The following is a 22,021-nucleotide window of genomic DNA, read 5'->3' as shown; positions in this document are numbered from 1 at the left end:
CTAAGTTCAACTTCTAAGGCTATTCCCTTTTGCTGATAGCCTTCGTGGTTGTCAGCGACCTCTTACTCATCGTCGTCGCTACTGAGTCTTATCATCCAGACGTTAGGTCTGCGATGTGTATCTCAAATTGTTCAACGCGTTGCTCGTGTCGTTACTACTGTAAAAAGAGGGATGACGCTATGCTAAGCGCATTTCAGTTAGCTGACTGCCGTTTGTCTCGTCTGGAACTGGACGATGGCGATAACTTAACCTCTTCCGTATGGGTAGACCTGGTTGAACCGGAAGATGAAGAGCGGGATCGCGTTCAGTGCGAGCTTGGGCAGTCGTTGGCAACCCGACCAGAGTTGGACGACATTGAAGCGTCAGCGCGCTTCTTTGAAGACGAAGACGGCCTGCACATCCACTCCTTCTTTTATTACGAAGATGCGGAAGACCGCGGCGGCAACGCCACCGTGGCGTTTACCATACGTGAAGGCCGGCTGTTTACGCTGCGCGAACGCGATCTGCCTGCGTTTCGTCTCTACCGCATGCGCGCTCGCAATCGGGCCATGATTGACGGTAACGCCTACGAGCTGCTGCTGGATCTGTTTGAAACCAAAATCGAACAGCTGGCTGATGAAATCGAGAATATCTATAGCGATCTGGAATCCCTCAGCCGCGTCATCATGGAAGGGCATCCGGGCGAAGGCTATGACGAGGCGCTGTCAACGCTGGCCGAGCTTGAAGATACCGGTTGGAAGGTTCGCCTGTGCCTGATGGACAGCCAGCGAGCGCTGAACTTCCTGGTTCGCAAGGCCCGCCTGCCGAGCAACCAGCTGGATCAGGCGCGTGAAGTATTACGAGATATCGAATCCCTGCTGCCGCACAACGAATCCCTGTTCCAGAAGGTCAACTTCCTGATGCAGGCTGCGATGGGCTTTATCAACATTGAGCAGAGCCGCATTATCAAAATCTTCTCGGTGGTATCCGTGGTGTTCCTGCCGCCGACGCTGGTCGCTTCAAGCTACGGTATGAACTTCAAGTTTATGCCCGAGCTGGACTGGACCTTCGGCTATCCCGCGTCGATTGGTCTTATGATCGCCGCCGCGGTTGCTCCTTACCTTTACTTTAAGCGCCGCAACTGGCTTTGACCTTAGGTTGTTCCCGTCGTTGCGTTCGGATAGTCCCAGCCCTGCCTAACGCCGCATTCTTTACAGAATGCGGCGTAATACCCTGTTTTTGTCAAAGAATTACCGCTCGATTGGTATAAAGTGTGCGTTTTACCATAAATAACTTGATAGTCGTCGACGGGAACTCTATTTTTCTATCATTAATCGTCTCGTTTTAGCTTTAATCGCAAATATAGACTTACGGTCTAAAAATAAAACGGGCGTCCGTCGTTGAGTGCATTATTCTCCAGGCAGGATACTTAACCGTGGCAAAGCGATCGCTCGTTCTTCAGTGGACCATATTACTGACCCTTTCCTTAGCGCTATCGCTGATTATGTTGCACTTCCATCTGCCGGCCGCCATGCTGCTTGGGCCGATGGTTGTCGCCGTGGTAATGAGCCTGTGCGGCGCGGCTATTCGAATCAATAATCGCTTTTTTATCTCTTCTCAGGCGATCATCGGCTGCATGATCGCGCAAAACCTGTCTTCTTCTATCCTGGTTTCTCTGGCCGCCAACTGGCCGATCGTTCTTTTTATTCTGCTGTCTACGCTGTTCGCCAGCGGCCTGTCAGGCTGGCTGCTGGTGCGCTTTAGCCAACTGCCGGGGACTACCGGCGCGTGGGGATCGTCTCCGGGCGGGGCGGCGGCGATGGTGGCGATGTCGGAAGACTACGGTGCTGACGTGCGGCTGGTTGCGTTTATGCAGTATATGCGAGTGCTGTTTGTTGCGGGCTCGGCGGTGCTGGTCGTGCGCATCGCGATGGGCAGCGATGCGCAGGCCATGACGCAGGAGATAGTTTGGTTTCCGCATCTGGGATGGGACTTCGCCTCAACGCTGCTGCTGGCAGCCGTCGCGGGTTGGCTTGGGCGGCGGCTGCGCTTTCCGTCCGGCACCATGCTGTTTCCTATGCTTATCGGTGCCGGCCTACACGCCGGCGACGTACTGACTATCCAGCTTCCCGAATGGCTATTAGCCGTTGCCTATGCGTTTATTGGCTGGAGCGTGGGGCTGCGCTTTAACCGTGCGGTGTTTATGCTGGCGATAAGGACGCTGCCGCAGATTATACTTTCCATCGTCGGGTTAATGTCTCTGTGCGCCCTGATGGCGCTGGCGCTGACTCACGTACTGGATATGGACTTCCTGACCGCCTATCTGGCGACCAGCCCCGGCGGGCTGGATACGGTAGCTATTATTGCTGCGGGCAGCGGGGCGGACATGTCGTTCGTGATGGCGATGCAGACGCTCAGGCTATTCAGCATTCTGATGACCGGCCCGGCGATGGCGAAGTTTATTTCCCGCCATGCGCCGAGAAAAGCGCCGTCAGCGTAGCCTTTTTTGCGAGTAAAGCGCGTCCAGAATAAAAATGGCCAGCGCGACCCAAATAAATCCGAAGGTGATAAGCTTGTCTTCACCAACGCTTTCACCGTAAAAGAGCGTTGCCAAAAGGAACATCAGCGTCGGGCCGATATATTGGAAAAAGCCCAGCGTTGACAGCTTAAGCTTGGTCGCCGCCGCGGTAAAGAACAGCAGCGGGACGGTGGTGACGACGCCGGCGGCGACAAGCAGCAGGTTTACCGACAGGCTGTTTTGCCCCAGATGGCTAGTCGACGAATCGGCGATGAAGAACAGATAGACGATCGCGACGGGCAGCAGCCACAGGGTTTCCATCAGCATTCCGCTTTGGGCGTCAACGCCGATTTTTTTGCGCGCCAGCGCGTAAAGGCCGAAGGTGAACGCTAAAATCAGGCTGATGTAAGGCACCGAGCCGAACTGCCACAGCTGAATCACGACGCCGGCAAACGCAAGAAACACGGCTACCCACTGCATGCGGCGAAAGCGTTCGCCGAGAAACAGCATCCCCAGCAGCACGTTTACCAGCGGATTGATAAAGTAGCCCATACTGGCTTCCAGCATGTGGTGATTGTTTACCGCCCAGATAAACGTCAGCCAGTTGCTGCCGATAAGCAGCGCGCTGACGGCCAAGAGTAACAGTTTCTTTTTATCCGCGCAGGCTCGGCGCACGTTGCTCCACTGCTTCCCAACGGTTATCAGCAGGATCATGAAAAAGAATGACCAGATAATGCGATGGGTCAGAATTTCGTCCGCCGGAACAAAGTCGATAACTTTGAAGTAGGCGGGCGCGATCCCCCAAATAAGATAGGCTGCCAAGGCATAGATTATGCCTAAACGGGTCTGCTGAGATTCCATGAGTAAACGTGACCGAAGTAAGAGTAGAGAATTGAAAAATATAGTCTGACAGTGTACTTCATTTCGTTAGCCGTTTGTTGCTTAAATTTCCCGCTGACGCAGCGTAAAGCACCGGATCGCGAGGAAAGAGAGATAAGCTGGCGGCGTTGCGCAAGTTTACCTAAAGACGGATGTATAAAAGTAAAAGCGCTGCGGCCGACCTCGATTTTTCCGCCTCGTTTAGGGGATTTTCCCCCTACAGGGAGGACAAACGGCGGGAATAGGCCTAGAATAGCCGACATCAAAAGTTACAGGGGGTAAAGGTGTCAACGGCGGTTTTATTAGATTCAGAAGCTTTGGCCGCACGGGTTCTGCGTGACACCTTTGGCTATCAGCAGTTCAGACCGGGTCAACTGGAAATTGTGACCGAGGCTGCGTCCGGTCGTGACTGCCTTGTCGTTATGCCTACCGGCGGCGGCAAGTCCCTGTGCTATCAGCTTCCTGCGCTCCTGATGGACGGTATGGCGCTGGTAGTTTCACCGCTCATTTCCCTGATGAAAGATCAGGTTGACCAGCTGACGGCCAACGGCATTTCTGCGGGCTATCTGAATTCTGCCCAGACCCGTGAGCAGCAGTACGAGGTGATCTCCGCCTGCCGCCGAGGGGAAATCAAGCTGCTGTACGTTGCGCCGGAACGCTTGGTAATGGACAACTTTCTTGAGCAGCTCAGCGGCTGGAATTTGTCTTTACTGGCGGTGGACGAAGCCCACTGTATTTCACAGTGGGGGCACGACTTTCGGCCGGAGTATCGGGCCCTTGGAACGTTGCGCAACCACTTTCCTTCGCTCCCCTTTATCGCCCTGACGGCAACGGCGGACGAAACTACCCGTCAGGATATTTTGCGCCTGCTTGCGCTGCGCAATCCGCTCATTCATATCAGCAGCTTCGATCGGCCCAATATTCGCTATACCCTGATTGAAAAGTTCAAGCCAACCGATCAGCTCCTGCGCTTTGTGCAAAGCCAGCGCGGCAAGAGCGGCATCATCTACTGTAACAGTCGCAAAAAGGTCGAGGACGCCGCCGAGCGCCTGCGGGCGAAGGGGATGAGCGTCGCGGCCTATCATGCTGGCATGGATAACGAAAGCCGTGACCGAGTGCAGGAAGCGTTTCAACGCGACGATCTGCAAATCGTGGTGGCTACCGTGGCGTTCGGCATGGGCATCAACAAGCCCAACGTGCGCTTCGTGGTGCATTTCGATATCCCGCGCAATATTGAGTCCTACTATCAGGAAACCGGACGCGCGGGGCGCGACGGCCTTCCCGCTGAAGCCGTGCTGTTCTACGATCCGGCCGACATGGTCTGGCTGCGCCGCTGTCTGGATGAAAAGCCGGAAGGTGAGCTTCGAGAGATTGAACGCCACAAGCTCAACGCGATGAACGCCTTTGCCGAAGCGCAAACCTGCCGCCGCCTGGTGCTGTTGAACTATTTTGGCGAAAGCCAGCAAAAGCAGTGCGGCAACTGCGATATCTGCCTTGACCCGCCGCAGCAGTACGACGGCCTGCTGGACGCGCAAAAGGCGCTCTCCTGCGTTTATCGCGCCGGTCAGCGCTTTGGCATCGGCTATATCGCGGAACTCCTGCGGGGTTCCAATAACGCCCGAATTCGCGAATTTGGCCACGATAAGCTGCCGGTGTACGGCGTCGGCAAGGACAAAAGCCACGAGCACTGGGTGAGCATACTTCGCCAGCTGATCCATTTAGGGCTATTGACTCAAAACGTCGCGCAGTATTCCGCCCTGCAGCTAACGGAGGCTGCCAGGCCGGTGCTGAGAGGGGAGGTCGCACTACAGCTTGCCGTGCCGAGAGTGCTGAATCTGAAGATGAAGTCCCGCAGCGCCAGCGCGGCAAAAAGCTTTAGCGGCAACTACGACAGGCGACTGTTCGCCAAGCTGCGCAATTTGCGTAAGGCTATTGCCGATGAAGAGAACGTGCCGCCCTACGTGGTGTTTAACGACGCGACGCTGCTGGAAATGGCCGAGCAGCAGCCGACGCGTGAAAGCGAGCTGTTGTCCATCAACGGCGTGGGGCATCGCAAGCTGGAACGCTTTGGCCAGGCGTTTTTAGCGCTGATCCGCGAGCACCTGATTAGCCCTAATTCGGGCGGTGTCCTGTAATCGCCAGCGCCACGGCTTAAACATCGTCTTTTATCTTTAACAAACGGGAGTACAATAGTATTCCTCGTCGCTTATTGTTCGTTTCTATTTTTTGTTTATACCCTGACTCATTCGAGTACTTGCAGCCAACGTAGCTGCTACTTGAGGCACGGCGGGTATACGCTGATATTTTTGAGAGAGTGCTATGACGTTATTTCTAACCGTCGCCGTTGTGCAGTTTGTTGCGCTGGCGACGCCGGGACCGGACTTTTTCTTCGTTTCCCAGACGGCGGTAAGCCGCTCTCGGCGCGAGGCTATATTCGGTGCTATAGGCATTACGGTTGGCGTTATGGTGTGGGCCGCCGTCGCCTTGATGGGGCTGCATCTTTTACTGCAAAAAATGGCCTGGCTGCACAGCATTATCGTAGTTTGCGGCGGCGCTTATCTGTGCTGGATGGGTTTTTGTCTGCTTCGTTCGGTAATGAAAAAAGAGATGTTAAGCCATGACCCGGAGCATGACGTTGCGGCTGTCAGCGCAAGCCATGCCTTTGTTAAAGGGCTGCTGACCAACCTGTCAAACCCGAAGGTGCTGATTTATTTTGGCAGCGTATTTTCCGTTTTCGTAGGCGACGACGTTGCAAGCGGCGCGCGCTGGGGAATTTTCGGGCTGATCGCGGTTGAAACGATACTGTGGTTTTCTCTGGTGGCGTTTGTTTTTGCGCTGCCGGCCATGCGAAGAGGCTATCAGCGTGCGGCTAAGTGGATCGACGGCGTTGCGGGCGCGCTGTTTGCAGGGTTCGGTTTGAATCTGATTATTTCCAGACTGTCTCTTTAGCATTCTTTTAGCGACAGGGAGAGGGGAAATTATTGATTTCCTTATGCCAAAAGATAAGGTACTTTACCTGAGAAACGTTTCATCAGGAGCTATAGGCTCTTCTGTTTTGGTAAGTTCTCTATCTAGTTAGCCGATAATGAAGAAAAAAAGACCCGTCCTTCAGGACGTCGCCGATATCGTTGGCGTCACAAAAATGACCATCAGCCGCTATCTGCGCGATCCGGAGCTGGTTTCCCTGTCTCTGAGAGGGAAAATTGCTGCTGCTCTGGAGGAGTCTGGCTACATTCTAAACCGTGCGCCCGATATTCTTTCTAATGCGACCAGCCACGCTATTGGCGTTTTACTTCCCTCCCTGACCAACCAGGTTTTTGCTGAAGTGCTGCGCGGAATAGAAAGCGTGACGGACGCCCATGGCTATCAGACCATGCTGGGCCACTACGGCTATAGCTCAGAAAAGGAAGAGCAGAGGTTGGCCTCTTTGCTGTCTTATAACATCGACGGCCTTATTCTTTCCGAACGCCAGCACACGCCTCGAACGCTGAAAATGATTGAAGTTGCGGGGATCCCCGTCGTCGAGTTGATGGACAGCGTTTCTCCCTGTCTTGACATGGCCGTCGGGTTTGATAACCATGAGGCCGCGCGCCAAATGACGAGGGACGTTATCGCTCGGGGGCATCGGCACGTCGTTTACTTCGGGGCGCGTTACGATGAGAGAACGATAATCAAGCAACGGGGATATGAACAGGCAATGAGTGAAGCCGGGCTTACCCCGTTTAGCATCATGACGGCAAAAGCCTCTTCCTATTCCGCCGGTGCCGAAATGCTGCTTCAGGCTCAGACGCAATATCCTAAAATTGACAGCATCTTCTGTACCAATGACGACCTGGCGGTCGGGGCCATTTTTGAATGCCAGCGTCAGGGAATTCGTATTCCTCAGGATATGGGCGTAGCCGGTTTCCACGGTCATGATATTGGTCGTGTGATGCAGCCTAAGCTTGCCAGCGTATTAACGCCGCGTGAAAAAATGGGAAAGATCGGCGCAGAAATTCTGCTGTCTCGCCTGCGCGGAGAAGCCGTGCCTTCCCGCGTGGTTGACGTTGGCTTCACTCTGATTGCCGGCGACAGTATCTAATTTGAGCGTAAGGGGGATTTTCCCCCCCCCCCCTTATTTGCAGATGCCTCCGCACTGTTTTTTGAACTTCCTCACAAATATCTCATTCACTTCTTTTTCTTTATTGCTTATTTAATCTGCTGACAACAGAATGTTACCGATAACTTGTTACCAGTAACATAAAGCATTGGGGATCGTATCTAATGAATAATCAAACTCAGCCGCGCCGCGTTTTTGTCCTTATGGGCGTATCAGGCAGTGGCAAATCGGCGGTCGCTGCTCGGGTCGCTCACGAACTCCAGGCGGCGTTTCTTGATGGGGATTTCCTACATCCGCGTAGAAACATTGAAAAAATGGCGTCGGGAAACCCTTTAAACGATGATGACCGTATGCCCTGGCTGAAGGCGTTGAACGACGCGGCTTACGCCATGCAGAGGACCAACGACGTTTCCTTAATTATTTGCTCGTCGCTGAAGAAGAAGTATCGCGACTGCCTGCGGGAAGGTAATGAAAACCTTTCGTTTATCTATATGAAAGGGGATTTTGACGTTATCGAACGGCGCCTGATGGCGCGTAAAGGTCACTTCCAAAAGCCCAAAATGTTGGAGTCTCAGTTCGCGGCGCTAGAAGAGCCTGGGCTGGAAGAACAGGACGTTGCTGCTATCAATATTGACCAACCGCTTGATGACGTTGTTGCTGACGTTATTCGGCACATAAAATCCAAAACTGCTTAAGGATAATAATAATGGATACGTTAACCCTCGTGTTAACGGCGGTAGGCTCTGTACTACTACTGCTGTTTCTCGTGATGTATGCTCGCCTGCACGCGTTTATCGCGCTAATGCTGGTGTCGTTGGGCGCCGGCATGTTTTCCGGCATGCCCTTAACAAAAATCGTAGAGACGATGCAAAAGGGGATGGCCGGTACGCTCGGCTTTTTGGCCATCGTCGTTGCGTTAGGCGCTATGTTCGGCAAAATCCTGCATGAGACCGGCGCGCTGGATCAGATTGCCGTGAAGCTGCTGCACGGCTTTGGCGAAAAGCGCGCCAACTACGCGCTGGGCCTTGCCGGGCTTATCTGTGCGCTGCCGCTGTTTTTTGACGTTGCCATCGTTCTACTCATCGGCATCGCGTTTGCCGTTGCGCGTCGTACAAAAGGAAACCTGGTCAGGCTGGTTGTTCCTCTGTTTGCCGGGGTTGCCGCGGCCGCCGCGTTCTTACTGCCGGGGCCGACGCCTATGCTGCTGGCGTCACAAATGAACGCTGACTTCACCTGGATGATTATCATCGGCCTCGCCGCGGCGATCCCGGGTATGATTCTGGCCGGGCCGATTTTTGGCAGCTTCATTAGCCGTTTTGTTACGTTGGATCTGCCGGAAGACATTGATGAACCTAGCATTAATAAAGACGCGCTGCCGTCCTTCGGCTTTAGTCTGGTTCTGGTGCTGTTCCCGCTGATTCTGGTTGGCTTAAACACCATCGGTACGCGCATTGTTGCGCCGGATTCTCCGCTGGTTGAATGGTTTAAATTCATCGGCCACCCGTTTGTCGCTATTCTGTTGGCCTGTCTGTTAGCAATTTACGGCCTGGCGCTGCGTCGCGGCATGAGCCGTGAAAAGGTGATGTCCGTTTGTTCTGCGGCTATCCAACCGGCGGGTATTATCCTACTGGTGACGGGCGCCGGCGGCGTGTTCAAGCAGGTTCTGGTTGATTCCGGCGTGGGCCCCGCTCTGGGTAATGCGCTGATTGGCGCGGGTCTTCCGATTGCTGCGGCCTGCTTTGTTTTGGCCGCTGCGGTTCGCGTTATCCAAGGCTCGGCAACGGTCGCCTGTTTAACGACGGTCGGTCTGGTGCTTCCGGTTATCGGCGAGCTGGGATATAACGGCGCTCAGCTGGCTGCGCTGTCCGTCTGTATTGCCGGCGGTTCGATTGTGCTAAGCCACGTTAACGACTCCGGCTTCTGGCTGTTCGGTAAGTTTACCGGCGCAACGGAAGCGCAAACGTTGAAAACCTGGACGCTGATGGAGACCATCCTGGGAACTACGGGTGCTATCGTAGGTATGATAGCGTTCTCCCTGCTGTAATTACTGATAAGCGCCCTCGCGTAGCCAAGCTACCGGGGGCGCTTTCTGATTTTCATCGTCTGTCGTTGATTGTTCCGTATCGTTTTCCCATTTTATTTTTGAACAATTCTTGCGCTTTTAGTTGATGCTGAATCGAATCAGGTTTATTTTGTTACCGGTATCATTAAGCGATAGATTTCTTACATAAGCGGTTTTCCCAGAGGACATCGCAACCGTTTATCTAAGAATTTGGCGAAGCTTGTATGACTGTGAGGCATAACATGAATTCTACCGTTGAGCGCGTTACGCAAAATATCATTTCTCGTTCTAAAGAGAGCCGGGCGCGCTATCTGGCTAAAATCGACGCGGCCAAGGGGACGACCGTCCACCGCTCGCAGCTGTCGTGCGGCAACCTGGCCCATGGCTTTGCCGCCTGCTCGCCGGACGATAAGGCGTCGTTAAAAAGCATGGTGAAGAGCAATATTGGCATCGTGACGTCCTACAACGATATGCTCTCTGCCCACCAACCCTATGAACACTATCCGAACATCATTAAACGCGCTTTGCATCAGGTTGGCGCCGTAGGCCAGGTGGCCGGTGGCGTGCCTGCCATGTGCGACGGCGTGACGCAGGGGCAGGACGGCATGGAGCTTTCGCTGCTCAGCCGTGATTTGATAGCGATGTCCGCAGCGGTTGGCCTGTCTCACAATATGTTTGACGGCGCGCTGTATCTGGGCGTTTGCGACAAAATCGTTCCCGGCCTGTTTATCGCCGCGATGTCGTTTGGCCATCTACCCGCCGTTTTTGTCCCTGCCGGGCCGATGCGCACCGGGATTTCCAATAAGGAAAAAGTGCGCGTTCGCCAGCTGTACGCCGAAGGCAAGGTGGGGCGTGACGCGCTGCTGGAATCCGAGGCGGGCTCTTACCACTCTGCGGGCACCTGTACGTTTTACGGCACGGCGAACTCAAACCAGATGGTGATGGAAGTGATGGGGATGCACCTTCCCGGCTCTTCCTTCGTTTACCCCGATATTCCGCTGCGCGAAGCGCTAACCGAAGCCGCTGCGCGTCAGGTGACGCGCATGACGGAAAGTTCCGGCAGCTATCTGCCTGCGGGGCGGCTGGTGGATGAAAAGGTCATCGTTAACGGCATTGTCGCGCTGCTGGCGACCGGCGGTTCAACCAACCACACCATGCATCTGGTGGCGATGGCGAGAGCGGCCGGCATTATCATCACCTGGGACGACTTTTCCGAACTGTCCGAAGCGGTGCCGCTGCTGTGCCGCATTTATCCAAACGGCCCGAACGACATTAACTACTTCCAGGCTGCGGGCGGCGTTTCTCTGCTGGTGCGCACGCTGCTTGACGGCGGCTTGCTGCATGAAGACGTTCACACCGTGGCGGGTTTCGGCCTGCGACGCTATACGCAGGAACCTTTCCTTGAGAACGGCAGTTTGGTGTATCGCGAAGGGCCGACGGCGTCGTTGGACGAAGAAGTTATCGCCTCCATGGACGCGCCTTTTTCCAAGCACGGCGGTACTAAGGTGCTGGCCGGAAATTTGGGTCGCGCGGTGATGAAGACGTCCGCGGTGCCGGAAGAGCGCCAAAAAATCGTCGCACCGGCGGTGGTGTTTGACAGCCAGTACGATATTGACGCCGCCTTTAATGCTGGCCGGCTCGATCGCGACTGCGTGGTGGTTGTTCGATTCCAGGGGCCGAAAGCGTTGGGCATGCCCGAACTGCACAAGCTGATGCCGCCGCTGGGGGTGCTGATGGACCGTGGGCACAACGTAGCGCTGGTGACGGACGGACGGCTGTCCGGCGCGTCGGGTAAAGTGCCGGCGGCGATCCACGTTACGCCGGAGGCCTACGTTGGCGGCCTGTTGGCTAAGGTGCGCGACGGCGATCTTATTGAAGTTGACGGCGTCAGCGGCAAAATCAGCCTGCTGGTTGACGACGCAGAGCTTGCCCTGCGCGAAGCGGCGTTGCCCGACCTGCAGGCGTCTCACGTCGGTACGGGCAGAGAGCTGTTCTCCGCGCTCAGAGAGCAGATTTCCGGCGCGGAAGAAGGGGCGAGCTGCTTTAAGTTTTAAATATGAAAAGGGATACGTGGTATCCCTTTTTTATATCATTGATCCGTACCGAATAACGCTATGACGATGCGTTCTTTTTCCGCAACAATCTCAGCGAGTTAGCCGTCACCAGCGCAGTTGCGCCCGAGTCGGCCAACACCGCCAGCCACAGGCCGGTCAGTCCTAACAGACTGGTCACCAGAAATATCGCTTTAAGCCCCAGCGCAATCGTGATGTTTTGGCGGATAACGCTGCGGGTAGCGCGCGATAGCGTAATCATATCCACTAGGCCAACGAGCCGGTTGTGCGTTAGCGCCGCGTCTGCCGTTTCCAGCGCGACGTCGGTCCCGCCGCCCATGGCGATGCCGATGGTCGCCGTTTTCATTGCCGGCGCATCGTTGATGCCGTCGCCCACCATGGCGGTCGGCTGCGTTTGATTCAGGGCGGCGACTGCGGTTACCTTATTTTCCGGCAGCAGCCCGGCTTCGTATTCGATATTGAGCTCTTTCGCTATTGCCGCCGCCGCGCGCGGATTATCTCCGGTCAGCATTACGCCATTGACGCCCATTTGGCGCAGCGCGCTGAGAGCGGCTTTTGCGTCGTCGCGCAGCGTATCTCGCAGCGCGATAAGGCCTACGGCGCGATCGTTTTGCAGAGTAACGACAACGGTTTTCCCTTCTTCTTCCAATCGTAGAACGCGATCTTTCCAACCGACGGAAAGCGTGCCTTCCATCAGTTTAGCCGGAGAGCTGATAAGCACGTCTGCGCCGTTGACCGTTCCGCGTACGCCGACGCCGGCGATAGCGCGGCGCTCCTGCGCCTGAACGTAGCTAATACCGCTGGCGCTGGCGTAGCGAATAACCGCCTGCGCCAGCGGGTGGTGTGAGCCTGCCTCGACGGCAGCGGCAAGAGCGAGCAGCTCGGCTTCGGTTATACCGTCGAGCGTAATGACGTCGGTTACGGTCGGTTTGCCCTCCGTCAGCGTGCCGGTTTTATCAAAGGCGACCTGGCTGATAGTTCCTAATTGTTCGAGCGCGGCACCGCCTTTAATCAAGGCTCCGCGGCGCGTTGCCGCCGCCAGTGCGGAAGTAATCGCCGCCGGCGTGGAAATTACCAACGCGCAGGGGCAGCCGATCAGCAGCAGCGTCAGCCCTCGGTAAATCCAGGTTTCCCAAGGCTGACTAAAGAGCAGGGGCGGAACGATAACGACCAGTAGCGCAAACAGCATGATGGCCGGCGTGTAGTAGCGGCTGAAGCGATCGATAAAGCGCTCTATCGGCGCGCGACGCTCCTCAGCCTCTTCAATCAGGGACAGAATGCGGTCAATGGCGTTGTTGCCCGGTTCGGAAAGCACGGTAAGGTGCACGACGCTGTCGACCGCCAAACTGCCGGCAGCTACCTTTTCGCCCTGCAGGCGTTCTACCGGGATAGACTCGCCCGTCAGTGCGCTTTCATCAAAGCTGGCGCTGTCGCTGACTAACGTAGCGTCTACCGGCAGGCGCGTGCCGGGAGCGATTTCAATTTCGTCGCCGGGCCGCAGGCTGTCTGCGGTAACGACTTTACGTTCACCGTCGACCAACAGCACAGCTTCGTCGGGCAGCAGCGCCATCAGTGACGAAACGCCCTGCCGCGCCCGGTTGGCCGCATAGGATTCCAGCAGTTCGCCTATCATAAACAACATCAAAACCATGGCGGCTTCTTCCGTGGCGCCAATAAACAGCGCGCCGATGGCTGAAATGCTCATCAGGGTTTCAATTGCAAAAGGGGTTCCTGAGCGAGTGAGGCGTATTGCCTGTAGGCCGATAGGGAAAAGGCCGACGACCGTCGTCAGCGTAAAGGCCAGCCTGCCGTAGAACGGCGAGAAGGACTCAATGCCCCAACTGAAAAGAATAAGCGCCGCCAACGCGGCAGGGAACAGATAGTCCCTGAAACGCGAGGTTTTGTTTGCTTGACTGTTTACGGCAGCATTCGTTGCGTTGAGAGCATAGCCTGCTTTTTTCACCGCCTGTTCAATATGGGCCGTAACGTTGCGGTTTGGCGTATCCACGACCAGCTTTTCTGTTGCGAACAGAACCCGCGCTCGGGTAACGCCTTCGACCTGCGCAACGGCCGTTTCAACCTTTTTGGCACAGCTGGGGCAATCCATACCGGAAATTTGCCAGGTAAGACGGATTTCTCCCCGTGAGGCGGCAGCAAGAGGTTCCTCCGCTGTAGATGCCTGAGCGTCACAGCAGCCTTCATCATGGTGACGATCGTGGCTATGTTCCTGATTATGCTCATGAGCATGCGGGCGCTCTTCGTGGGAAGACGCGCACTGTCCGCCACAGCAGCTTTGCGACGTTTGGTTGGTGTGAGTATGGTTGCTCATAAACTGAACCCTCGGTTTTCATCTGATGATGACGACTCTACACTTTAGAGTCTACTCCAGAGTCAAGCCTTGAGGCTAAAAAGAATAAAGCTTATTAATTAACCATATGTAAACTTTATTTTTATGGAATGGATAACGGGGCTTACCTATAATGGCGCCAATTCGTTGGTCGTCTGTGAGCTACTGCCTATGCCGTCATTAATTGCCACAACCCTGCTTTGGGCCTTCTCTTTTAGCCTTATTGGCGTCTATCTGGCCGGGCAGGTAGACAGCTGGTTCGCCGTTTTTATTCGCGTTGCGCTCGCTTTTCTTGTCTTTCTTCCTTTTTTGCGCCTGCGCGGGGTCACGCTGCGTCAGATTCTGCTTTATATGAGCGTAGGGGCGTGCCAGCTGGGGTTGATGTACCTGTTTTACTATCATGCCTTTTTATACCTTAGCGTAGCGGAAATCTTGCTGTTCACCATTATGACGCCGATTTACGTCACGCTGCTGTACGACATTCTGGCTGGAAATCGCCTGCGCTGGGGGTACTTTCTTAGCGCGCTGCTGGCGGTTATCGGCGCGGCCGTTATTCGCTATAACCAGCTGAGCGCTCAATTTTGGGTAGGGCTGGGCCTGATTCAGGCGGCAAACGTCTGTTTCGCCGTTGGCCAGGTTGGCTATAAGCGGCTGATGGAGGTTTACCCTATGCCTCAGCGCAATGCGTTTTCCTGGTTTTATCTTGGCGCACTGTGCGTCGCGAGCGTCGGCTGCTTGCTGTTCGGCGACTTTAGTAAAATGCCAACCACTGCGCTGCAGTGGGGGATCTTGGTCTGGTTGGGCATCGGCGCTTCAGGGCTGGGCTATTTTATGTGGAACTACGGCGCTACGCAGGTAGACGCGGGCACGCTGGCCATTATGAATAACGCGCTGATTCCCGCCGGGCTGGTGGTCAATTTTGCCCTATGGCAGCACAACGTTGACTGGATAAGGCTTATCATCGGCGGCGGAATTATTCTTGCTTCGCTGTGGGTTCATAAAAAGTGGGTGGTTTCCCGCCCTGTTTCAGCCTAGGCGGCTTTCACGAACGGGAGCGTCGCTGAATGCGCCCTGGCCGCATCAATAAAGGCGCTAACGGCCAGCTGCCGCTGCTCGCCGTCGCGTACGGCGGCATACAGTCGACGCCATAGTCCGTCGCCCAGCGGCTTGGTAACTATAAGCCCCTGGCGTTCTGCGCTTTCAACCACCCAATGCGGCAGAGCTGCGACGCCCATCCGGGCGGCGACCATCTGAATCAACAGCAGCGTATTGTCTACGCTTTTCAGCGTGGGCTGGATCCCCGCAGGCTGTAGGAAGTGTTTCCATACGTCCAGGCGCTGTCGCTGTACCGGATAAATCAGCATTGTTTCCTGCGCCAGATCCTGTGGACGTATAACGTCAGCTTGAGCTAAAGGGTGCTCGGGCGCAACCGCCAGCCTGACTTCGAAGTCAAACAGTGAGCTGTAGTGTAAATGCGAACTTGGCTGAATGTCGGACGTCATCACAATATCCAGTTCCCCCAGCTGTAGCGCCGGCTGCGGATCGAAAATCACACCGTTTTTAAAATCGAGTTCCACGCTGGGCCAATGCTGGCGAAAGGCGTTAAGCGCCGGTGTTAGCCACTGAATGCAGCTGTGGCACTCGATGGCCAGCCTCAGACTGCCTTTTGTCGGCGCGCTGCACGACTGAAGTGCCTGTTGAACCAGGGGAATAACCTGATTAGCCAGATTCAGCAGGATTTCCCCTTGGGTGGTAAAACGAAGCGGCTGGCTTTTGCGGATAAAAAGCCGGTAGCCAAGCCGCTGTTCAACTTCGTTTAGCTGGTGGGAAAGCGCGGACTGAGTCATATGAAGGGATGCGGCGGCCGCGGCCAGCGTTCCTGCATGTCGTAGGGCCTGCAGCGTTTTCAGATGTTTTAATTCGATCATGAAAATCTCTCACCTCGGGTATGAAAAGAATGCGCTTGTGGCAAATACCATAGCTGGCAATTATAGATGTGTAAACATCTAGATGGCTAAATGAGGTGAATATGACGATTTTAAACCATACGTTAGGATTTCCACGTATCGGCGTGGACCGAGAATTAAAAAAAGCGCTGGAAGGCTATTGGCGAGGGGATATTTCTCGTGAAAGCCTGTTTGAAGAGGGCAGAGCGCTGCGCGCTCGTCACTGGAAACAGCAAAGCGAGGCCGGCATTGAGCTACTGCCGGTTGGTGATTTTGCCTGGTACGATCACGTGTTAACAACGAGTCTGCTGCTGGGGAACGTACCCGAGAGGTATCAGGACGGAAACGTCGATATTGATACGCTGTTTCGCATTGCGCGGGGGCGGGCCCCAACGGGAGAGCCCGTTGCCGCTGCAGAGATGACTAAATGGTTTAATACCAACTATCACTATATTGTGCCTGAATTTATCGAGGGGCAACGCTTTCAGCTTTCTTGGAATCAGCTGTTTGAGGAAGTTGATGAGGCTATTGCGCTGGGCCATCGCGTTAAGCCGGTGCTGCTTGGCCCGTTAACCTATCTATGGCTGGGGAAAGTTAAAGGCAATAGCTTTGATCGCCTGTCGCTGCTGGAGTCGCTCATTCCGGTTTACCGACAGATTCTAAAAAAACTGGCCGAGCGCGGCATAGAGTGGGTACAAATTGATGAACCCGCGCTGGTGCTGGACCTGCCAGAGGCGTGGCTAACGGCCTATCAACCCACTTACCGGGCGTTGAGCGGCCACGTGAAGCTGCTGTTGACCACCTATTTTGATGGCATTGAGCATCATCTGGACGTTATTCGACGACTGCCGGTTCAGGGGCTGCATGTAGACCTGACGGCGGGAAAAGACGATCTCAATGCGCTACATGAAGCCCTGCCCGCAGGCTGGGTGCTTTCATTAGGCGTCATCAACGGGCGTAACGTGTGGCGGGCTGAGTTGGATACGTGGTTTGATAAGCTGCAGCCGCTGGCGGCTCAGCGAATCTGCTGGATAGCCAGTTCGTGTTCTCTACTGCACAGCCCTCTCAGTCTGGAACGTGAAACGCGGCTGGACGATGAGGTGAAGGGCTGGCTTGCGTTTGCGCTGCAAAAGTGCCAAGAAATCAGCCTGCTGTCGAACGCGTTGTCCGCACCGGAAAATGCCGAGCTGCGTCAGGCCTTGGCTGAATACAGCGCGCCGATTCACGCGCGCCGTCACTCTTCCCGGGTACATAACCCAGCGGTTGCCGAACGTTTGGCGAATATTACGCCGCAGGACAGCCGGCGCCAAAGCCCATATGCACAGAGAGCAATGCGCCAAAAAGAGAAGTATCGTTTACCCGCTTGGCCGACAACGACCATTGGATCGTTTCCCCAGACGACGGACATCAGAACTCTGCGACTAGACTTCAAGCAGGGGCGCCTTGACGGAACAAAATACCGAACCGGCATTGCTGAACACATCCGTCAGGCTATCGTTGAACAGGAGCTGCTCGGGTTGGACGTTCTGGTTCACGGCGAAGCGGAACGCAACGACATGGTGGAATATTTCGGCGAGCGGCTGGACGGCTTTGCCTTTACTCAAAACGGCTGGGTCCAAAGCTATGGTTCTCGCTGCGTTAAGCCGCCGATTGTCGTGGGGGACATCAGCCGACCTGCTCCTATTACCGTTGATTGGGCAAGCTACGCGCAGTCCTTAACGGAAAAGCCGGTGAAAGGCATGTTGACCGGGCCGGTGACGATCTTATGTTGGTCTTTCCCGCGCGAGGACGTCAGCCGTGAGACGATTGCCAGACAGATTGCGCTGGCGCTTAGAGATGAAGTTCTGGATCTCCAGAATGCAGGCATTGGCATTATTCAGATTGATGAGCCGGCGCTAAGAGAAGGGCTACCGTTGAAGCGAGCGCAGTGGGAGGACTACCTTAGCTGGGCGACGGAGGCTTTTCGCCTGAACGCGTCGGGCGTTCAGGATGAAACCCAGATCCACACCCATATGTGCTACTGTGAGTTTAACGACATCATGGAGGCCATTACGGCGCTGGATGCGGACGTGATCACCATTGAAACGTCCCGCTCTGATATGGAATTGCTGGATGCGTTTGAAAGCTTTGAGTATCCGAATGAAATTGGCCCTGGCGTTTATGATATTCATTCGCCGAATGTGCCGACCGTAGAGTGGATTGAAGCGCTGTTGCGTAAAGCTGCCCGCCGGATCCCCGTTGAGAGGCTGTGGGTTAATCCTGACTGTGGCCTAAAAACTCGCGGTTGGCCGGAAACGAGGCTGGCGTTGGCGAATATGGTGCTGGCGGCGCGCCGGCTGCGGGGTGAGGCGTAATAATTAATTGTGCAAATAAAAGGCAGAAAGAGCGTTCTTTCTGCCTTTTGCTGCATTATAAATGGCGATTAAGAAATGTTGTCTTGAAACATAGATGTCAGTATTTTTGAGGCCATGTCTCCGCCCACAAAAATGCCCAACCAGAAGCCGGCTTTGGCATACTTATCTGCTCTGTCGGCGTCTACCTGCATGCCGATATCATAACCGGCAGCTTTCCCTTCCATACCGCCTTCGAGGAACATAAAGCCTCCGTTTACGGCAAGCGCTTCTTTTTGGCTGATTTCACGCATTTTCTCTCCTTAAAATAGAAACATTCATATTTATATGTCTATTGACGTTTATAAATAGAGCTATTAGTTCATGGTTTTCTATATTACATACACTGTTCTTAAGTGAAGCTGATAACGCAATTTTATCGCGTTGAATTCATTTTAACTAACTGAATTTGATTGAAATATTTATAATATTTCGTTTGTTGTAAATAAGTTAAATAATAACGATTAATACTATATCAAAGATTTTTCTGGTTCAAGGAAGGTGCTGGTGTATTTATTGTTAATATGTATTCTCTTATTTTTATTTATTAATTTTATTTTTATTGATAAGTAAATTTTGTTTTTATTTTATTGATCGTCGACCCGCTGGTTATCATGCTAAGGTAGCGGGAGGCCGTTGGGCTTCGGGAGGGGGAATGGAAAAGTTGACTGCGCTGTATTTATCTCATCTATCCGCGTTACAGCATCGCGCACAAGAAGCGTTGCTAAAAAGCGGCCTGGACGCTTTGCTGATCCATTCCGGCGAGCCAGTCGGGATATTTATGGACGACAGAGACTATCCTTTTAAAGTTAATCCTCACTTTAAGGCCTGGGCGCCAGTGATTAACGTTCCCCACTGCTGGCTATGGGTTAACGGCGTCGACAGGCCCAAGCTTTGGTTTTATTCTCCCGTTGATTACTGGTACAGCGTTGAGCCTATGCCGGAGGGATTCTGGACTTCGTCTTTTGATATTTGCCCGTTACGAAACGCAGGCGACATCGACAGCATGTTGGCGCAACCGCTCAACCGTACGGCGTACATCGGCCCCGCACCGTCGAGCGCGCTTCGGTTGGGGATCGCTCCAGAAAACGTGAATCCTAAATCCGTGGTTGATTACTTCCACTTCTACCGCTCTTATAAAACCGACTATGAGCTGGCCTGCATGCGCGAAGCCCAAAAGGTGGCGGTAGACGGCCATCGGGCAGCTCGCGATGCGTTTTACTCGGATATGAGCGAGTTTGATATCAATTTGGCCTACCTGACGGCAACGGGGCACCGCGATATTGACGTCCCGTATGACAACATTATCGCGCTGAACGAACACGCATCGGTGCTGCACTATACCCGTCTTGAAACGCGCTTGCCTGAAAGCGTGAACAGCTTTTTAATTGACGCCGGAGCGGAATATAACGGCTATGCGGCCGACTTGACCCGCACTTACGCCAGGGATAAAGAAAGCGATTTTAGCCAGATGGTTCGGGCGCTTAATGCTGAACAACAGGCGCTTATTTCAACGCTAAAGCCGGGCGTGAACTTCCTTGACTACCATATACAGATGCACCATCGCATCGCGAAACTGTTAAAGCAGTTTGATGTCATTACACGCCTGAGTGAAGAGGATATTGTGAGTTCGGGCATTAGCCGCGCCTTTTTCCCTCACGGGCTTGGCCATCCGCTTGGGCTACAGGTGCATGACGTAGGCGGTTTCATGCAAGATGAGTCTGGCGCGCACCTGGCGCCGCCGCCGGAATATCCGGCGCTGCGGTGTACCCGAGCGTTGGAACCCTGCATGGTGATGACCATTGAGCCAGGGCTTTACTTTATTGATTCATTGCTTGAACCTTGGCGCGTCGGCCGTCATTCGTCCAACTTTAACTGGTCGCGCATTGATGCACTCAGGCCCTATGGCGGCATTCGTATTGAAGATAACGTTATTGTCCGTAAGGATCGGATTGAGAACATGACGCGAGATTTAAAGCTGGCCTAATGAAACCCTACTTTATTCCTGCCGAAACGACGTCGTTTTGCGAAGAGATAAAAAAGAGCCGGTTTATTACCTATCTTGCGCCGGTAGACGGCATTCAGGCGGCCAGACAGTTTATTCAGCAAATGCGGGATGAGCATCCGGACGCCAGACATCACTGCTGGGCGTTTGTCGCAGGAGCGCCTGATGATTCCCAGCTGTTGGGCTTTTCCGATGACGGGGAGCCTTCCGGTACGGCGGGTAAGCCGATGTTGGCGCAGCTGATGGGCAGCGGCGTGGGTGAAATTGTAGCGGTAGGCGTACGCTACTACGGCGGCATTCTGTTGGGTACCGGTGGGCTGGTTAAAGCTTATGGCAACGGCGTACAGCAGGCGCTTAAAATTTTGCCGACGCGGCTTAAGGTTCCTTTGGCGGCATACCGTCTGTCTTGTGAATACGCGCAGCTGAGTATGATTGAAACGCTGGTGCAGCAGGCGGGCGGGAAAGTTGTCGATGCGCAATATGAAGCTAATATTCAACTAACGCTGCAGCTGCCGCTTGCGGAGGTTGACCGCGTCGCCGGTAAGTTGCGTGACGCGAGTCGAGGAACGTTGCTTTTGTCCTCAATTGAGTAATAATTCTCGGGTTTTTATTGAAATAAGGTCGTACCTGAATGCACTTTCGCACAATAACCCGCATCGTTGGGCTTTTGGTTATCCTCTTTTCCGGGCTTATGTTTATTCCCGGAATTGTGGCGTTAATCTATCGTGACGGCGCTGGGCGTGCGTTTACCCAAACGTTTATCGTGACTATCATTATCGGCCTGATGCTCTGGCTCCCGAACCGTAATCAACGACAGGAGCTGAAGTCCCGGGAAGGCTTTCTGATCGTCGTCCTGTTCTGGACCGTGCTCGGCAGCGTCGGAGCCTTGCCCTTCTTGTTCGAAGATTCACTAGGCATGAGCGTCACCAACGCGTTCTTTGAATCATTCTCTGGGCTGACGACCACTGGCGCGACGACGCTGGTTGGGTTAGACAGCTTGCCTAAGGCCATCCTGTTTTATCGCCAGATGCTTCAGTGGCTAGGCGGTATGGGGATCATCGTCTTGGCAGTCGCTATCCTTCCGCTGTTGGGCGTCGGGGGCATGCAGCTTTATCGGGCTGAGATCCCAGGGCCGCTAAAAGATAGCAAAATGCGTCCACGCATTGCCGAAACGGCAAAAACGCTGTGGTTTATCTACGTTCTGTTGACGGCGCTTTGCGCGCTGGCGTTTTGGGCGGCGGGAATGACGCCGTTTGACGCTATAAGCCACAGCTTTTCAACGATTGCGATCGGCGGCTTTTCTCCTCACGAAAATGGATTAGCGTTTTATAACAGTTCCCTGATCAACGGCATTTCCGGCGTATTTCTGTTTATCGCCGGCTGTAACTTCGGCCTGCACTTTGCGGTGCTGAGCGGCAGAAGCCTAAAGGTGTACTGGCGCGATCCCGAGTTCAAGATGTACTTCTTCTTTCAGGTGGCGCTTATCGCCATCTGTGCGATTACGCTGTGGTATAAGAACGTTTACGGGTCGTTTTTAGAGGCGCTGGACCAGTCGTTTTTCCACGTGATATCAATGAGTACCACGATGGGGAGCGCGATTGAACCCGTTGCCAATTGGCCGACGTTTATTCCCGTGATGCTGCTGATGGCGACGTTTGTCGGCGGATGTGCGGGATCGACCGGCGGGGGACTTAAAGTTATTCGAGTGCTGCTGCTGTTTTTGC

At 54.3% G+C, this 22,021-nt stretch carries 17 protein-coding genes (1 of these 17 only partly in view); 13 read left to right on the top strand and 4 right to left on the bottom strand.

All coding sequences use genetic code 11. The annotated features are described in order from the left end of the window. Positions 1–179: 179 nt before the first annotated feature. Positions 180–1,130: a magnesium/cobalt transporter CorA gene (gene corA / locus V8L73_RS18860; protein WP_027275448.1), complete on the top strand. Its 951-nt coding sequence runs from the start codon at positions 180–182 to the stop codon at positions 1,128–1,130. 353 nt (positions 1,131–1,483) lie between these two features. Then, the gene (locus tag V8L73_RS18855) at positions 1,484–2,479 is read left to right on the top strand and encodes an AbrB family transcriptional regulator (protein ID WP_245614601.1); all 996 of its coding nucleotides are present in this window, start codon (positions 1,484–1,486) and stop codon (positions 2,477–2,479) included. On the opposite strand, the gene rarD is transcribed toward V8L73_RS18855, so the two are convergent. After that, positions 2,471–3,358: an EamA family transporter RarD gene (gene rarD, locus V8L73_RS18850; RefSeq protein WP_027275450.1), complete on the bottom strand. Its 888-nt coding sequence runs from the start codon at positions 3,356–3,358 to the stop codon at positions 2,471–2,473. The genes V8L73_RS18855 and rarD overlap by 9 nt on opposite strands. A 302-nt stretch (positions 3,359–3,660) precedes the next feature. On the opposite strand from rarD, the gene recQ reads away from it, so the two are divergent. From recQ to edd, 6 genes are all read left to right on the top strand, one after another. Continuing rightward, on the top strand, positions 3,661–5,511 hold the full coding sequence (gene recQ / locus V8L73_RS18845) for an ATP-dependent DNA helicase RecQ (RefSeq protein ID WP_027275451.1): 1,851 nt from the start codon (positions 3,661–3,663) through the stop codon (positions 5,509–5,511). A gap of 184 nt (positions 5,512–5,695) precedes the next feature. Then, entirely contained in the window at positions 5,696–6,325 is a 630-nt protein-coding gene (gene rhtC / locus V8L73_RS18840) for a threonine export protein RhtC (protein ID WP_027275452.1), read from the top strand. A gap of 136 nt (positions 6,326–6,461) precedes the next feature. After that, on the top strand, positions 6,462–7,457 hold the full coding sequence (gene gntR, locus V8L73_RS18835; protein ID WP_347253732.1) for a gluconate operon transcriptional repressor GntR: 996 nt from the start codon (positions 6,462–6,464) through the stop codon (positions 7,455–7,457). 182 nt (positions 7,458–7,639) lie between these two features. After that, entirely contained in the window at positions 7,640–8,170 is a 531-nt protein-coding gene (gene gntK / locus V8L73_RS18830; protein ID WP_261832718.1) for a gluconokinase, read from the top strand. A gap of 11 nt (positions 8,171–8,181) precedes the next feature. Continuing rightward, complete coding sequence (gntU, locus tag V8L73_RS18825) at positions 8,182–9,519, top strand: gluconate transporter (RefSeq protein WP_027275455.1); 1,338 nt, start codon at positions 8,182–8,184, stop codon at positions 9,517–9,519. A gap of 260 nt (positions 9,520–9,779) precedes the next feature. Further along, entirely contained in the window at positions 9,780–11,591 is a 1,812-nt protein-coding gene (gene edd, locus V8L73_RS18820) for a phosphogluconate dehydratase (RefSeq protein ID WP_027275456.1), read from the top strand. 58 nt (positions 11,592–11,649) lie between these two features. Here the strand turns inward: edd and V8L73_RS18815 are convergent, their stop codons facing one another. Further along, positions 11,650–13,938, bottom strand: coding sequence for a zinc/cadmium/mercury/lead-transporting ATPase (locus tag V8L73_RS18815; protein WP_347253731.1), 2,289 nt, complete (start codon positions 13,936–13,938; stop codon positions 11,650–11,652). A gap of 189 nt (positions 13,939–14,127) precedes the next feature. Between V8L73_RS18815 and V8L73_RS18810 the strand changes: the two genes are divergently transcribed. Then, positions 14,128–14,991 carry a carboxylate/amino acid/amine transporter gene (locus V8L73_RS18810; RefSeq protein ID WP_261832716.1) on the top strand — a complete coding sequence of 288 codons (864 nt, stop codon included), beginning with the start codon at positions 14,128–14,130 and terminating at the stop codon, positions 14,989–14,991. Here V8L73_RS18810 and metR read toward each other — a convergent pair. Further along, the gene (metR, locus tag V8L73_RS18805) at positions 14,988–15,884 is read right to left on the bottom strand and encodes an HTH-type transcriptional regulator MetR (protein WP_347253730.1); all 897 of its coding nucleotides are present in this window, start codon (positions 15,882–15,884) and stop codon (positions 14,988–14,990) included. The genes V8L73_RS18810 and metR overlap by 4 nt on opposite strands. A 101-nt stretch (positions 15,885–15,985) precedes the next feature. On the opposite strand from metR, the gene metE reads away from it, so the two are divergent. After that, positions 15,986–18,256: a 5-methyltetrahydropteroyltriglutamate--homocysteine S-methyltransferase gene (metE, locus tag V8L73_RS18800; protein WP_347253729.1), complete on the top strand. Its 2,271-nt coding sequence runs from the start codon at positions 15,986–15,988 to the stop codon at positions 18,254–18,256. A gap of 68 nt (positions 18,257–18,324) precedes the next feature. Here metE and V8L73_RS18795 read toward each other — a convergent pair whose 3' ends face one another. Continuing rightward, entirely contained in the window at positions 18,325–18,546 is a 222-nt protein-coding gene (locus V8L73_RS18795) for a hypothetical protein (RefSeq protein WP_347253728.1), read from the bottom strand. Between the two features lie 401 nt (positions 18,547–18,947). On the opposite strand from V8L73_RS18795, the gene pepQ reads away from it, so the two are divergent. The 3 genes in view from pepQ to V8L73_RS18780 are tightly spaced (at most 38 nt apart) and all read left to right on the top strand, a layout consistent with a single transcriptional unit that may run on beyond the window. Beyond that, positions 18,948–20,279 (top strand): Xaa-Pro dipeptidase, encoded by a 1,332-nt coding sequence (gene pepQ, locus V8L73_RS18790; protein ID WP_347253727.1) that lies wholly within the window; start codon positions 18,948–18,950, stop codon positions 20,277–20,279. After that, entirely contained in the window at positions 20,279–20,890 is a 612-nt protein-coding gene (locus V8L73_RS18785) for an IMPACT family protein (protein ID WP_347253726.1), read from the top strand. Before pepQ ends, V8L73_RS18785 begins: the two co-directional genes overlap by 1 nt. Before the next feature lie 38 nt (positions 20,891–20,928). Next, a protein-coding gene (locus V8L73_RS18780; RefSeq protein WP_347253725.1) for a TrkH family potassium uptake protein crosses the window boundary here: on the top strand, positions 20,929–22,021 show its 5' portion. The gene runs 359 nt beyond the window's last position; 1,093 of the gene's 1,452 nt are visible here — the first part of the coding sequence; its start codon is at positions 20,929–20,931; its stop codon lies beyond the right edge, outside the window.

Origin of the sequence: Leminorella grimontii (assembly GCF_039789245.1) — a bacterium.
In the GTDB taxonomy this organism is placed as follows: Bacteria; Pseudomonadota; Gammaproteobacteria; order Enterobacterales; family Enterobacteriaceae; genus Leminorella; species Leminorella grimontii.
Note: the sequence above shows the minus strand (reverse complement) of the source record. Positions and strands in the feature narration are given on the sequence as shown.